Annotated in this window: 11 protein-coding genes; 2 read left to right on the top strand and 9 right to left on the bottom strand. The window is 53.0% G+C overall.

Going from position 1 to position 14,713, the window contains the following annotated elements:
* Window position 1 precedes the first annotated feature (1 nt).
* Window positions 2-1,270: a CapA family protein gene (locus DNH61_RS23590; RefSeq protein WP_181438841.1), complete on the top strand. Its 1,269-nt coding sequence runs from the start codon at window positions 2-4 to the stop codon at window positions 1,268-1,270.
* Window positions 1,271-1,293: 23 nt separating this feature from the next.
* On the opposite strand, the gene DNH61_RS23585 is transcribed toward DNH61_RS23590, so the two are convergent.
* The 9 genes from DNH61_RS23585 to DNH61_RS23545 form a co-directional block, all read right to left on the bottom strand.
* On the bottom strand, window positions 1,294-1,719 hold the full coding sequence (locus DNH61_RS23585) for a MarR family winged helix-turn-helix transcriptional regulator (RefSeq protein ID WP_111149273.1): 426 nt from the start codon (window positions 1,717-1,719) through the stop codon (window positions 1,294-1,296).
* A 258-nt stretch (window positions 1,720-1,977) separates the two neighbouring features.
* Complete coding sequence (gyrA, locus tag DNH61_RS23580; protein ID WP_111149272.1) at window positions 1,978-4,413, bottom strand: DNA gyrase subunit A; 2,436 nt, start codon at window positions 4,411-4,413, stop codon at window positions 1,978-1,980.
* A gap of 13 nt (window positions 4,414-4,426) precedes the next feature.
* On the bottom strand, window positions 4,427-6,400 hold the full coding sequence (gene parE, locus DNH61_RS23575; RefSeq protein WP_111149271.1) for a DNA topoisomerase IV subunit B: 1,974 nt from the start codon (window positions 6,398-6,400) through the stop codon (window positions 4,427-4,429).
* Between the two features lie 132 nt (window positions 6,401-6,532).
* Window positions 6,533-7,513, bottom strand: coding sequence for an ABC transporter permease (locus tag DNH61_RS23570; RefSeq protein WP_111149270.1), 981 nt, complete (start codon window positions 7,511-7,513; stop codon window positions 6,533-6,535).
* Window positions 7,506-8,489 carry an ABC transporter ATP-binding protein gene (locus tag DNH61_RS23565; RefSeq protein WP_111149269.1) on the bottom strand — a complete coding sequence of 328 codons (984 nt, stop codon included), beginning with the start codon at window positions 8,487-8,489 and terminating at the stop codon, window positions 7,506-7,508. Before DNH61_RS23565 ends, DNH61_RS23570 begins: the two co-directional genes overlap by 8 nt.
* Before the next feature lie 51 nt (window positions 8,490-8,540).
* Complete coding sequence (locus DNH61_RS23560) at window positions 8,541-9,347, bottom strand: GDSL-type esterase/lipase family protein (RefSeq protein ID WP_111149268.1); 807 nt, start codon at window positions 9,345-9,347, stop codon at window positions 8,541-8,543.
* 184 nt (window positions 9,348-9,531) lie between these two features.
* Window positions 9,532-10,710, bottom strand: coding sequence for a formate-dependent phosphoribosylglycinamide formyltransferase (gene purT / locus DNH61_RS23555; protein WP_111149267.1), 1,179 nt, complete (start codon window positions 10,708-10,710; stop codon window positions 9,532-9,534).
* Between the two features lie 114 nt (window positions 10,711-10,824).
* Window positions 10,825-12,654, bottom strand: coding sequence for an ABC transporter ATP-binding protein (locus DNH61_RS23550; protein ID WP_111149266.1), 1,830 nt, complete (start codon window positions 12,652-12,654; stop codon window positions 10,825-10,827).
* Window positions 12,651-14,420: an ABC transporter ATP-binding protein gene (locus DNH61_RS23545; protein WP_111149265.1), complete on the bottom strand. Its 1,770-nt coding sequence runs from the start codon at window positions 14,418-14,420 to the stop codon at window positions 12,651-12,653. The genes DNH61_RS23550 and DNH61_RS23545 overlap by 4 nt, the downstream gene beginning before the upstream one ends.
* Window positions 14,421-14,500: 80 nt before the next feature.
* On the opposite strand from DNH61_RS23545, the gene DNH61_RS23540 reads away from it, so the two are divergent.
* Entirely contained in the window at window positions 14,501-14,707 is a 207-nt protein-coding gene (locus DNH61_RS23540) for a hypothetical protein (protein ID WP_111149264.1), read from the top strand.
* Window positions 14,708-14,713: the final 6 nt, after the last annotated feature.

The raw sequence follows: 14,713 nt of genomic DNA, 5'->3' as shown, positions 1-14,713 counted from the left end.
TATGCTCCGCAGCAGCGCCCCTTCACCGCCATCTGATCCCATCCCGCCCATGCAGCATGACTCTGCGGATCCCATGGTTCAAGGAGGTTCCGGTTCCAAGCAGGACAACGGGGTCCAAAGCCCCTCTGACCCGAATATCTCAACAGGCAACGATATCCAGCAGCCCCAGGAAGATTCAGATAGAACCTTGATCAGCCCTGAGCAGGACAAGCCGTCAGAGCAGACCTTGCAGGCTGCAGAAGCGGTATGGCTGGCAGTCGGCGACATTATGGTTCATATGCCGCAGCTGCCCGGCTCCTACGACAAGGCATCCGGCAGCTATGATTTTAACGATGTATTTGAACCTGTATCCGGTATACTCCGGAAGGGGGATTGGGTGCTCGCCAACCTGGAAGCCCCACTAGCCGGGGATCACTACAGCGGCTTCCCCCGCTTCAATGCGCCCTACGAAATTGCCGATGCTTTGCGTGAAGCCGGCATAACGATCGTTACCACTGCGAATAACCATGCCCTGGATCAAGGCTATAAGGGAATTGAACGAACTCTCGCTCATCTGGACAAGCTCGGATTCTATACGAAGGGAACAGCAAGGAGCAAGGCGGAATCCCGTAAGGCGGTCTTAATCGAGCAGAACGGTATTACGATGGGACTGCTTGCCTACACGTACGGAACCAATGGTATTCCGCTGCCTAGCGGCAAGCCTTATGCGGTGTCCATATGGGATGAGGAAGCATGCGTTAAGGATATCGCCGCGCTGCGCCGTCAGGGTGCCGAGTTCGTGACGGTTGCCATGCACTTTGGCACGGAATATCAAACCGTGCCAAGTGAAAGCCAGCGCAAGATCGCCAGGGCAATTATTCAAGCAGGGGGAGACATCGTTGCCGGCTCACACCCCCATGTCGTTCAGCCTTATGAGGTGGTGTCCGCCTATGATACGGATGGCCGCAAAAGACAGGGCGTTATTTTGTACTCGATGGGCAATTTTATATCTAACCAGCGCGGAGACACCAAGGATAATGGCGTCATCTTCGAGATAACGGTGCGCAGAGAAGCGGGTACCGGGCAGATCAGCTTCGAGAATATAAAACCGCATTTTACTTGGGTCCACCGCTATAAGGACAACGGGAAGATGAAGTACCGTGTTCTTCCTATGGAAGAGATGCTGAAGAAGCGTTCGGACAAACAGCTGAGCAGCGCGGATTACAAGCAAATGGAAAAAGCAATGTCTATCCTAGCCAACAGAATGAACAAACTTAAAGCCGCAAGCTGAAGCTTGCGGCTTGGTTATCGTTATTACCTGCTGACTGTTGCTTCCGTATTGGCGACTTTGCCAAGAAGGTAGACTAACAGCTGCTGGTTATGGGAGGAAATGCGGTCGAGAGCCTGCTGGATATACCGCTCGCGGACTTCCATTCCGCGCCTCGCCTCCTGCTCTCCATTCTCCGTTACATTAACCCAGACGATACGCCGATCTGCTTGATCTCGGGATCTTGTAATTAATCCTCCGCGTTCCATCCGGTCCAGCAGTGTCGTGATGGCTGCTGGAGTTGTGGACAGATATTGAAGCAGATCCGATGGCTTCATCGGTTGATGAGCAAGCAGAAGCTCGAGAACATTAAGCTGACCCTCCGTAAGTCCGGGCGCTAGAGCATCTTCAAGGTGCATCTTCCATTCCTTCGTCATTCTCATCCATAAGCGGGCAAACTCTGTTGCATGCATTGATTCCCCTCCATTTTGATGAAGCGTCACAGCCGTTCCATTACTTGCCTTTGTTCATAATTATAACATTTGATGATGTCGAATAAAAGATTAATGCAATTAATAATTTGTGCTATTAATCGGTAGGTTCAGCTTATAAACGACAATTTGCGACATAATAACATTTCCTTCAACTGTCGAAAACCATAAAAAACCGCTGTCCGGTATAAACCCGAGCAGCGGCTATTCTATATATCAACTCATATGGCTCGTTAGAGTCTAGAAAGGCTCTTGGATATACAGCACCGGCTCCTTGCGATCAGCCTGTACCATCTGTCTGCCTGTTGATTTCCGTTCCTCCAAAGGAGCTTTGTCCGAATGGAACTCCAGCATCTGTCCATTCTCCTTGACAGCCAGGATTAGGCGGTCTTCGAGACAGTGCATCGCGCCAACGATCCGGTCACCATTGGGCTTAATTCGCTTGCCTTCCTTGAACTCAAAGGTGATGACGCCTTTCCCCCCTCTGCCCTGAACCGGGTAATCCAGCAGCAGGGAACGCTTGGCGTATCCATGATCAGATACAACCAGCACTTCTCCTTCGTCGCCTTCCACCCAGTCGGCAGCCGCGACGTCATCGCCTTCCTTGAGCTGTATTCCCTTTACTCCTCCAGAGACGCGGCCCATCGTGCTCACTTCACGTTCGGCAAAACGGATACTCATACCTTGACTGCTGACAAGCAGGATATCCTTGGAGCCATCGCTCATGGCTACCTTAATCACTTCATCATGTTCACCTAGCTTACAAGCTACAATGGCCGTAGACCTGGTTGTATAATAATCCTTCAGCTCGGTCCGCTTCACTTGACCCCGCCTCGTGATGAATACTAACGACTGCTCGGCCTGTTCGAAGCTCTTCACCGGAATGATGCTGACGATACTGTCATCCTTGGCTAGCGGGACCACATTGACCAGCGCCGTTCCTGCATCCTTCCACTTAAACTCAGGAATTTGATGCACTGGCAGCAGGAAGTAGAAGCCCTTGCGCGAGAACAGCAAGAGATTCTCGATCGTATTGACCTCCAGCACATGGCGGATCATATCGCCTTCCTTAATACCGGATGTATGACGTTCACCGCCCGAGCGCGTAAAGGAAAGCATACCCGTACGCTTGATGTAGCCGTCTCGGCTGAGTGTCACGAGCACTTCTTCCGGGGTCACCATGACCTCCAGGTTAACCTTGAGCTCTTCCACTTCGCTGCGGATGTCGGACCGGCGGTCAATTCCATAGCTGCCCCTAATTTCGGTAAGCTCGTCCTTAATGACGCCGAGCAGCTTCTTCTCGCTTGCCAGAATAGACTGCAGGTAAGCGATTTGTTTGGCCAGCGACTTAAGCTCCTTCTCCAGCGATGTAATCTCGAGATTGGTCAGCCTGTACAGCTGGAGGGTCAGAATGGCGTCGGCCTGACGCTCTGTGAAGTCAAACTTGTCGACGAGGTTCTTCTGAGCGTCCTGACGGTTCTTCGAAGCCTTAATTGTCGCGATGACTTCATCAAGCAGATTCAAGGCTTTTACAAGGCCCTCAAGCACATGCGCCCTGTCCTCTGCCTTCTCCAGATCAAACTGGGTCCGGTACGTGACGACTTCCTTCTGATGGGCAATGTAGGCGGCCAGCATCTCCTTTAAACCAAGCTGCTTGGGCGTCTTGTTAACAATTGCAACCATATTGAAGTTGTATGTGACCTGCAGGTCCGTCTTCTTCAACAAATAGGCAAGGATTCCTTCGGCGTCCGCTTCCTTCTTCAGTTCAATGACGATCCGCATGCCATCCCGGCCGCTCTCGTCCCGAACCTCTGAGATGCCCTCAACCTTTTTCTCCAGCCGGATATTCTCCATCGCTGTTACCAGACGAGACTTCACGACCTGATACGGTATCTCGGTTATCACGATCTGCTTGCGCCCGCCGCGAACTTCTTCGATCGCAGTCCGGGAACGGATATAGATCCGGCCTTTGCCTGTTTGGTAAGCATCCCGGATGCCTTCCCCGCCCATAATAATCCCGCCTGTCGGAAAGTCAGGGCCGGCTACGATGGACATCAGCTGCTCCAGCGATATATCGGCATTATCCATAACGGCAATACAGGCATCGATGATTTCCCTCAGGTTATGAGGCGGAATCTCCGTTGCAAAACCGGAGGAGATGCCGCTGACCCCATTTACAAGGAGGTTCGGATAACGGGCAGGCAGAACAACCGGTTCCTTCGTCGTATTGTCGAAGTTGTCCTTGAACTGCACCGTGCGCTTCTCTATGTCACGAAGCAGCTCCATAGCGATCTTGGACAATCTTGCCTCTGTATAACGCATAGCGGCTGCCGGATCATCATCCATTGAGCCCCAGTTGCCATGGCCGTCGATAAGCACATGGCCCATCTTCCAGGGCTGCGCCATCCGAACCATGCCTTCGTAGATCGAAGAGTCACCGTGCGGGTGATAATTACCCATCACGTCACCAACCGTCTTGGCCGACTTACGGTAAGTCTTATCAGGCGTGTTGCCTGCATCGTACATCGCGTACAGAATTCGCCGCTGTACAGGCTTAAGACCATCCCGGACATCGGGAATTGCACGGTCTTGAATTATATATTTGGAATACCGGCCGAAGCGGTCCCCTACGACCTCTTCCAGAAAAGCCGGCAAAAATTGCTCGGACATACTCATTCAAGCTTCTCCCCTATTCTTCGAACTCGGTAAAATCGACATTCTCGATGATCCACCGTTTACGCGGGTCGACCTTGTCCCCCATCAGCGTGGAAACCCGGCGTTCAGCCTTTGCGGCATCCTCAATCTGAACCTGCAGGAGTGTCCGGCTGTCCGGATCCATAGTGGTTTCCCACAGCTGCTCGGGATTCATCTCGCCAAGCCCCTTGTAGCGCTGAAGCTCGTATCCTTTACCGAATTCCTTCAAATAGTTCTGCAGCTGCTCATCTGTCCAGGCATAACGCACAGTTTCGAGCTTGCCGGACTTGCGGGTTATTTTGTACAGCGGAGGCTGCGCAATATAGACCCTTCCAGCATCGATAAGCGGCTTCATATAACGATAGAAGAAGGTTAGCAGCAGCACCTGGATGTGCGCGCCGTCCGTATCCGCGTCTGTCATAATAATAATCTTGCTGTAATTGGCTTCTTCCGTTTCAAATTCCGGTCCGACTCCTGCTCCGATCGCTGAAATAATCGCCTTGTATTCATCGTTCTTCAGGATATCGCTCAGCTTGGATTTCTCCGGATTCATCGGCTTACCCTTCAGCGGCAGAATCGCCTGGTGCTTCGAATCCCGCCCCTGCTTTGCGGAGCCGCCTGCCGAATCTCCTTCCACGATGAAGAGCTCGTTGCGTGAATGGTCCTTGGACTGGGCGGGCGTCAGCTTGCCGTTGAGGTTCGAGCTCTCGCTGCGTTTCTTGCCTGAGCGGATTTCCTCACGGGCTTTACGGGCCGCCTCACGAGCCTTGGAGGCCTGCAGCGCCTTCTTGAGCAGCATCTGGGCTACCTGCGGGTTCTCCTCCAGGAACACCTGCATCTTGTCGGAGACTACGGCATCGACCGCGCTTCTGGCAACTGCACTGCCGAGCTGGTCTTTTGTCTGCCCGACAAATTCCACCTCTGACATCTTGATGTTGATGACCGCCATCATGCCTTCGCGTAAATCATTGCCCTCAAGGTTCTTGTCCTTCTCCTTCAGAAACCCATTCTTCCGGGCATACTCGTTCATAACCCGCGTATAGGCTGTCTTAAAGCCGGTCTCATGTGTTCCTCCGCCCCGCGTCGGGATGGAGTTAACGAAAGACGCGATGGTTTCCGTGTAGCCGTCATTGTATTGCAGCGCGACCTCCACTTCAATCTCGTCCTTCTCAGCCGAGAAGTGAATGACATCATGCAGAACAGCCTTGTCCTCATTCAGGTACTGGACAAACTCGCTTGCACCGCCCTCATAGTGAAAGACCGCGTCCTTATCCGAACGCTCGTCCTTCACGCTCACCTTCAGGCCCGAATTCAAGAAGGCAATTTCCTGCAGCCGTTCCGAGAGGGTATCAAAATTAATGGATGTATTGCCGTGAAACACACGCGCATCGGGCTTAAAGGTAACCTTCGTGCCAGTCTGGCGCGTATTGCCAATCACTTCAAGACCTGTAACCGGTTCACCCACATGCTCCGTACCATTCTCTTCCACCCAATACTCGAAGCGCTGTTTATGAATTTTGCCATCGCGGAAGATTTCAACCTCCAGCCATTCGGACAGCGCATTCGTTACTGAAGCGCCAACGCCGTGCAGACCGCCTGATTTCTTGTATCCACCGCCGCCGAATTTGCCCCCGGCGTGCAGGATGGTGAATACGACCTGCGGTGTCGGAATGCCTGTCTTGTGCATGCCCGTTGGAATGCCCCGTCCATTATCCCGAACCGAAACTGCCCCGTCCTTATGGATCACAACGGAGATTTCCGAGCAGTATTTCGCCAGATGCTCATCGACCGCATTATCAACAATCTCCCAAACCAGGTGATGGAGACCTGATGTTGTCGTGCTGCCGATATACATGCCCGGCCGTTTGCGAACTGCGGTAAGCCCCTCTAATATTTGAATATCGTCTACATCGTAAATACGTTCCGCGATTGCCGCATCCTTACCCAAGATGTCCATTTGATCGGCCATGCGCGCCCCCCTTATCCGAAACCGTCCCGCCGCAAGCCTGATCGGGCTAAGCTGGCGGATTGCTTCATTACTAAACCCTCATCCATATCTGGAGAAAAAAACAAACATGTATTCGTACAAACAAAACCTATTTTAATTCATCATGTCCTGTTTCGTAAAGACAACAAACGAAACGATTAATGAAACAGCAGACCAGGCCGCCAAAATTAGCAGTGAAAAGGGCAGTGTCATGCCCTCAATCGGCGGCGGAGTGCCCTTCAGATAATTGGTGAGCTCAAGGTTAACCGCGAATAAATATTTGGCGGAATGCCACGATGAAGCCATGTTTGCAAGAATCGTACCCGCAATGATCGCGGCCATCATGGTGACGATGCTGGCTGCCGTACTCCGTACCAGCACGGATACCATCAAAGCCAGCAGCGCGACCGTCATAGCCGAAAACCAAATAAGCCCGCTCTGCATAAGAATATACAGCCACTGAGGGACCGCGTGCACCTGACTGCTGTCCACTGCGGAGCCCTGCACCTGAAATCCGGTGAATACCGGCTGGTTCCAGCCATGATAGCCGAAGAATATGCCGGAAAGCAAGTAACTGAGCACAGCTGTTGTCACGATAATTAATGAGACATACAGCGTCAAGGTAACGGCCTTGCTCAACAGCACCTTCCACCTGCGGACAGGCCGGGTCAACAGCATCTTGATCGTTCCTGTTGTGCGCTCTCCTGATACAAGATCCGATGCGATCGCCAATACCATTAGCGGAATGAATAGCGTAATGGAGTTATCCAGGAAGCCTCTTGTGAATGTCACGGCATTCGGACTGTTAGGATTGACATCATGGTCAAGATAATACTGAAGCTGCTGGACCATGACGCGCCGCTGGGTCTTCCACTCCTCGGGAATTCGGTCACTGGAGAGGGCATTCTGATAATCCGTAATCTGCTGAAGCAGCTTGCTGCGCCAATCCTTGTCCTCACTGCTTTGTGCCATCTTCATCTGAGCGTACGTAAAGATAGGAATGAGCACAACCAGAATCAGCACAATAACGTAGAACCTTTTTTTCTTCCAAACCTTCAGTGTCTCATTCTGAATAAGCGGCAGCAGATTAAGCAATTCCTTCGCCCTCCGTCATGTTCAAGAATAGCTCCTCAAGTGTTGGCATCATCTTCTGCACGGCCAGGACGCCGATACCGGCCTCCACCAGAAGCCTTACGGCCACGGGCACCTGCTCTGCCGGCAGCGTCGTCACAATTGCCCCCGGAAGTGCAGCGAGCTGACTTTCATCCGGCAGTCTTATGCCCGCTTCGGCAAACTGAAGTCCTGGAACGCCGGCCAGACAGCCTTTTCCCTTCTCCGGATCATCCAGCTGCCATACCACATAAGGCTCGGCACCGCCAACCAGCTCATCCACATCGCCGACTGCCAGTACTTTGCCATGGGACAGGATGGCGACACGGTCGCACATCAGCTGAATCTCGCTAAGCAGATGACTGCTGATGAACAGACTCATGCCTTGGTCCGCCAGCATCCGCACGAACTCCCGAAGCTCCTTAATCCCCTTGGGATCAAGTCCGTTCGTGGGCTCATCCAGGATCAGGAGCCTTGGACGGCCAAGCAGTGCTTGTGCAATGCCCAGCCGCTGGCGCATCCCGAGCGAATAGGTCTTAACTTTATCATGTATTCGCTTGTCCATTCCGACGATGGCGACAACCTCACGGATTCTATCCTGTCCAACATCCGGCATCATCCGGGCAAAATGCTCAAGGTTCTCCCACCCCGTCAAGTATGGATAAACCTCCGGATTCTCCACGATGCTTCCCACATAGCGCAGCGCCTGCTCCGGCTCACGCTGGACATTATGGCCGCACAGAATAATCTCTCCCGCAGTCGGCTTGATCAGATCAACCAGCATCCGGATCGTCGTCGTCTTGCCTGCTCCGTTCGGTCCGAGAAATCCAAATATCTCTCCTTCACGCACTTCAAAATTGACATCCTCAATGATCCACTTGCCCTTGATCCTCTTCCTGATGCCGCGTACCGATAGAACCACCTGCTTGTCCCCTGCTTCGGTGCTATCTTGTGTGTGCATCTTCCTTGCCTCCTTGCTTTACCTGCCTAAGGGCAGGACGTTATTGTTAAGTTATGGCACCAGACTCTGTACGAGACGCTCGGCAATTTTGCCATACCCGGCATGATTGGGGTGAAAATGGTCCGACGATAAATGAAACGCTATCGTTTCCTCGAACAAATCGCTTGTCGGCACCAAGATTGCGTTACCCTGCTCGTTTAAAATCCGGTAAGCCTCCCGGTTCCAGTCCTGGACGGCCAGACTGCCGCCTCGCAGCTCGGGAATATCATAGAACGGGTTATAGAGGCCGATATAAACCAGCTTGGCATCCGGATTAACTTCACGTATACGTTCCACAACATCGGATAACCGGCCAAGGCCTTCCTCCAGACGCTTCGCAGCAAGCTCCGGCTCAATGGCTGCCGCTCCGCTTCCTGTTTCGGTACGCGCGAACTGGAACAGATCATTGCCTCCAATCGACAGCAGAATCAGATTCGCCTGCGTTAAAGCACGGGCAAAGCTCTTGTCTGCCTGCAGCCGCTCTGCAAGCTGGTCTGCCCGCATGCCGCCGATTGCCAGATTATTAATAATCTCAACCTGCTCGCCGGATGCTTCCTCAATAAGTGCTGCAGCCTGCTTCACATAGCCTTCTCCTGTGGCGTCTCCTGTCCCTTTCGTGAGCGAATCCCCCAAGGCCACGATCCGGTAGCCTTCAGCCGGTACAGGTGATGTCTCGGGTTCGGGTTCCGCTGTCCGGAAAGGCGTCGAAGCGCCAGGAGCCAGCAGATCCCTTACAGCATAACCAAATCCAGCGAGCAGTAGAAGGGTCGACACAAGCGATACCAGCCCGACTGCAAGCCATACTTTCCTAGATGACATGATGGATAGACTCCCCCCTAAGCAGTGTTTACCATTCTCATATAGCCTCTACCATAAAGGTTCCGCTGTCAATTTGCAAATGGCCGAACCGGTAAGGCAGATGGAAAAAGGACCGCTAACATCTGCGGGACGCAGCTGTCTTAGCAGCTGCCGCCTGCTTCGTTACGGTCCGTTATCTTCAGGATTAATCGTAAGCTATATGCAGCAGAGAAGCTGCTTGCCTTGCCAGCTCTCGTGCCTGCTCCACATCATCCGCTGAGCTTAATGCTACGGCCATCCTGCGGCCAGGCTTCGTCTCTGGCTTGCCGAATACCCGCACACTCGTATGAGGCAGGGCAAGCGCTTCTTCAATCCCGCCGATCCGGAACACCGCTGCTTCCCTGTCTGCTTTCAGCGTGGCAGATGCTCCCGGTGTAAGCAGCCGGATAGATGGAATCGGAAGACCCAGAATGGCTCTGGCATGCAGGGCAAATTCGGATAAATCCTGGGTAACCATCGTCACCATCCCCGTATCATGCGGTCTTGGAGACACCTCACTGAATAATACGCCGTCCTTTGTCAGAAACAGCTCAACCCCGTATATGCCATAGCCTCCCAAAGCTTCAGTAATCGAGCGGGCAATGTCCTCAGCCTGTTCCCGGTCCCGTTCACTGACCGCATGCGGCTGCCAGGACTCTACATAGTCGCCATCCTTCTGGATGTGACCGATCGGCGCGCAGAAGGAAGTCCCTGAGGCGGAACGGACGGTGAGCAGGGTGATCTCCGATTCGAAGGTAACGAAACCCTCTACAATGACACGCTGCTTCTTGGCACGCCCGCCCTCCATGGCATAATTCCAGCAGCCTTCCACTTCATCCTCTGAGCGGCATACACTCTGTCCTTTGCCGGATGAGCTCATAATCGGCTTAATAACACATGGTGTGCCCAGCTCGGCTACAGCCGCCTGCAGCTCTTCCAGGCTGTCGGCAAACCGGTAAGGAGCCGTAGGCAGGCCAAGCGTCTCGGCAGCCAGTCGGCGGATGCCTTCCCGGTCCATTGTCAGCTGAGCCGCTCGTGCGGTAGGCACAACCCTGAATCCTTCCTGCTCCAGCTCGACCAATGTATCCGTGGCGATCGCTTCAATCTCGGGGACAATCAGATCGGGCATCTCCTGCTTGATGATTCTTCGCAGTTCAGAGCCATCCAGCATATCAATCACGTAGCAGCGATGTGCAACCTGCATAGCCGGTGCGGCCGCATAGCGGTCTACGGCAATTGTCTCAATGCCAAGACGCTGCGCTTCCATGACTACTTCCTTGCCAAGCTCTCCTGAGCCAAGCAGCATAATTCGTCTAGCCTGAGGTGTTAACGGGGAACCATACATAATAAATAAGAACCTCCCTGGGAAGCCGGGCGCCGCTCTTCAGTACCCGGACAAGCGCTTCATTTTTCTTCCATTGTGGAGGTTCCCGTTATAAAAATCAAGATAGGATAACCGTTATGCCGATAAGAAGCGGTACTGGGCCTCAATCAGGCCATAGTATACGCCGCGTACATGCATCAGCTCGTCATGATTGCCCTGCTCAACTATGGTTCCATGGTCCAGCACCACAATATTATCCGCATGGCGGATCGTCGACAGCCGGTGAGCGATAATGAACGATGTACGGCCAAACAGGAGTGTCTTCAGCGCCTCCTGAATCTTCAGCTCGGTTTCCGTATCAATGCTGGCTGTCGCTTCATCCAGGATCAGAACCCGCGGATCGGCAAGCAGTGCCCTGGCGAAGGAAAGCAGCTGCCGCTGGCCCATCGACAGGACGTTGCCCCTCTCCTGTACCTCGGTGTCGTAGCCGTCCGGCAGACTCATGATGAAATCATGGGCATTGACAGCCTGTGCCGCAAGGACAATCTCCTCGTCTGTCGCGTCAAGCCGCCCGTAACGGATATTGTCCCGGATGGTGCCCGAGAAGATGAATGTATCCTGCATTACGATCCCCACCTGTGATCTCAAGCTGTCAATTGTGACATCGCGCAGGTCGATACCGTCGATTAGAACCCGTCCCTCCACAGGATCGTAAAACCGGCAAAGCAGGTTGATGATCGTGCTTTTACCGGAGCCCGTATGGCCGACAAGCGCAACAGACTGCCCTTCCTTAACCTCCAAACTGATTCCCTTGAGCGCCGGCCGCCCCTTCTCGTATTCAAACACGATATTGTCGAAGGTCACATCGCCGCGTATGTCCGGTAGTGTTCTTGGCTTCTCCAGTTCCTTGACATTCGGCTTTTCATCCATAAATTCAAAGATACGCTCCGAGGAAGCCATGGCGATCAACAGCTGCGAGTACATCTGGCCAAGCCGGTTGATCGGCTCCCAGAAGTTGCCGATGTAGTTGGCGAAACCGACCAGCACACCCACTGTAATAGCCCCAGCTTGAATAAGTGAAGCCCCGTACCAGAAGAGGATCAGCGTTCCAATTGCCGAGGTGATTTCGATTACCGGCCCGAACATCTGATTCAGCATGGATGCCTTGTTCCAGGCCTTCAGATTGACCGTGTTCATATGATCAAAATACTGCATATTGTCCTTCTCCTGCACGAAAGACTGGGTTACCTTGATCCCCTGTATGCTCTCGTTCAGGTGAGAATTGATCCGTGACTGCTTAATCCGCACATCCTGCCATCCATAACGGATCCGTTTGCGCAGCGCGGTGGATACGAGGAACATCAGCGGCACCGTAATCATGACCGCAAGACCCAGCTTAAAGTTCCAGGCGAGCAGCATGACCACGATACCTGCAAGCTGCACACAGTCCATCATCAGATTGACCACGCCATTCGTGAAGAGCTCCTGCAGCGCGTTCACATCATTGGTGACCCGGACGAGCACCGACCCTGCCGGCCGCTGGTCGTAGAAGCGGAACGAAAGCTTCTGGATGTGCGAGAACAGATCATGGCGAAGGTCATAGATAATACGCTGCCCGATTACATTGGTATACCTAATTCGGTACGTGTTGGCAGCCCACTGCAGGACATAAAGCGCGAACGCAATGCCGGCATACATGTACAAGCTGCCGAAATCCTGATTGCCTGTAGTCGGTGAAATGACATTGTCAATTGCCAGAATTATAATAGCGGGTATAGCCAGTCTGGTCAGCGTGCCAAGCAGCATCATCACGATCACAATGGGCAGAAGCTGCTTGCGGTACGGCTTCATGTAGGTGAACAAGCGCCGCAGCTGCGCCCAGTTAAACGGCTTCTCGATCAGCTCGTCATCCTGATAAACGAACCGTTCGCGCTTCCGCGCTGTTTTGCCCTGCTGCTCACTCAATGTGCGACCCTTCTTTCCTCTTCCAGCCGCTCAACCGGGCGGTCGGCGTATTGGATGTTATACGTATCGCGGTAATGACCCTCTCTCTTGATCAGTTCATCATGGGTGCCGCGCTGGATCACTTCTCCATTATGAAGCACGATAATTTCATCGGCATGACGCAGGGATGAGATCCGGTGAGCAATGATGAACGTTGTCCGGCCGGCCATGACCTCCTTGAAGCCAGCTTGGATTTCATGCTCGGTTTCCATATCGACCGCACTGGTGGCATCATCCAGAATGAGTATGCGCGGATTCTTGATCAGCGCTCTGGCAATCGCAATCCGCTGCTTCTGGCCGCCGGACAGTCCCAGCCCCCTCTCCCCGACAATCGTATCGTAGCCAAGCGGCAGCTCTGTTATAAAATCATGCGCTTGGGCCAGCTTCGCTGCCCGCTCAATCTCCTCATCTGTCACTTCCTTGACACCATAGGCTATATTCTCCCGGATTGAGGCCGAGAACAGGAAGGTTTCCTGAAACACGGGCGCGATCTGCGAGCGGAGATCCTCCAGTTTGATCTCGGCAATGTCACGTCCATCCAGTGTGATGATGCCTTGATTGACATTATAAGCACGCATCAGCAGCTGAATGATCGTTGATTTGCCTGAGCCAGTAGCACCGAGCAGGCCGATTACCGCTCCCGGCTTTGCATCCAGCGTGAGATTCCTCACGGCAGGCGCCTTGTCGGGATAGTTGAAGGTCACATCGATAAATCTGACATGCCCCTTCACTTCACCCGGCCGCAGCTGGACAGCATTCGGCTGGTCCTTCACGTGGATATGATGATTCAACAGCTCCAGTACACGTTCGCCGGACGCCTTTGACTGTGTGTAGTTGTTAATGTGAAATCCAAGGCCCCACATCGGTCCGACTATGTACCACATCATACTAAAGAAGGCGACGAGAGAGCCAAGTGACAGCGAGCCCCGGATCACCAGCGTGCCCCCGGCTACAAGCAGGATGACGACACACAGGTTTGCGAGGAACTCCATAATCGGAAAATAGCGGCCCCACGTGAATGCAACGTTAATCTGATTGTCGCGGTATTCATCGCTGCGCAGCGAAAATTTATCCACCTCATGCCTTTCGCGCGCGTATGATTTTACTGTCCGTACGCCCGTGATGTTCTCCTGTACAGCGGTAGTCAGCCGGCTCATCGCCTGCCTCATTTCCCGGAATCCCGGATGAATCCGGCGTTCAAACCGGACGGCTGTAAATGCCAGCAGCGGAATGGTCGCCAAGGCAATCAGCGTAAGCTGCCAGTTGATATACAGCATCATTGCCCCGCCGAACAGGATCATCAGCCCCATATTCAGCAGCTGGGCAAAGCCGAAGCCGACAAAATTCCGGATAGCCTCCAAATCGGCTGTCAGCCTGGACATCAAATCCCCTGTCTTGGCCGTATCATAATATTGAAAGGATAAATACTGCAGCTTCTGATACAGCGAGTTACGCAATCGGTAAGCCACCCGGTTGCCCAGCCTGCCGCCAAAGAAACCGTGTACAAATTGCAGCGAGGCTTTCAGGGCAATGACGCCCACAACCGTCAGCGAGAGTGCCGAAACCCAGCCGTACTGCTCCTTCATAATGACATCATCGATAAGAATACGGAGCATATTGGGGTACACCAAGCCTAGTGCTGTGACGAACATCAGAGCCATTATGGAAGCAATGATCAGCCTTCGTTCCGGCCAGTAAAACTGCTTCAGCTGCCTGAACACATCCAAGGTTGCACTCTCCCGTCCTTCGTTTTTTTGTGAAAGCATGAATGAATATTATCAGCTTACCAGTTAGCGGGCAAACGGGAATGAGCGCGGTAATCCGCTCTATGACACGCAATGGTCACAATATTCAGAAGGAACGACAAGAATTCTCTCAAATGATCGGCTATGGCTGGCAATATCTGCTGTTTCCTCCCATTAACGCGGCAAGTGTTTGCATCGCACAAAAAAACCTGCACGCTCTGACAGCGCACAGGTTTAATGGTGATAAATTTTATGTTGAATACCGATAATCGGAC

The sequence above is a fragment of the Paenibacillus sambharensis genome (assembly GCF_003233845.1).
Taxonomy (GTDB): domain Bacteria; phylum Bacillota; class Bacilli; order Paenibacillales; family Paenibacillaceae; genus Paenibacillus_I; species Paenibacillus_I sambharensis.
Note: the sequence above shows the minus strand (reverse complement) of the source record. Positions and strands in the feature narration are given on the sequence as shown.

Coding starts and splice junctions, on each gene's coding strand:
- DNH61_RS23590 (WP_181438841.1), top strand. CDS start 2: ATGCTCCGCAGCAGCGCCCCTTCACCGCCATCTGATCCCATCCCGCCC.
- DNH61_RS23585 (WP_111149273.1), bottom strand. CDS start 1,719: ATGCATGCAACAGAGTTTGCCCGCTTATGGATGAGAATGACGAAGGAA.
- gyrA (WP_111149272.1), bottom strand. CDS start 4,413: ATGAGTATGTCCGAGCAATTTTTGCCGGCTTTTCTGGAAGAGGTCGTA.
- parE (WP_111149271.1), bottom strand. CDS start 6,400: ATGGCCGATCAAATGGACATCTTGGGTAAGGATGCGGCAATCGCGGAA.
- DNH61_RS23565 (WP_111149269.1), bottom strand. CDS start 8,489: ATGCACACACAAGATAGCACCGAAGCAGGGGACAAGCAGGTGGTTCTA.
- DNH61_RS23560 (WP_111149268.1), bottom strand. CDS start 9,347: ATGTCATCTAGGAAAGTATGGCTTGCAGTCGGGCTGGTATCGCTTGTG.
- purT (WP_111149267.1), bottom strand. CDS start 10,710: ATGTATGGTTCCCCGTTAACACCTCAGGCTAGACGAATTATGCTGCTT.
- DNH61_RS23540 (WP_111149264.1), top strand. CDS start 14,501: ATGAGCGCGGTAATCCGCTCTATGACACGCAATGGTCACAATATTCAG.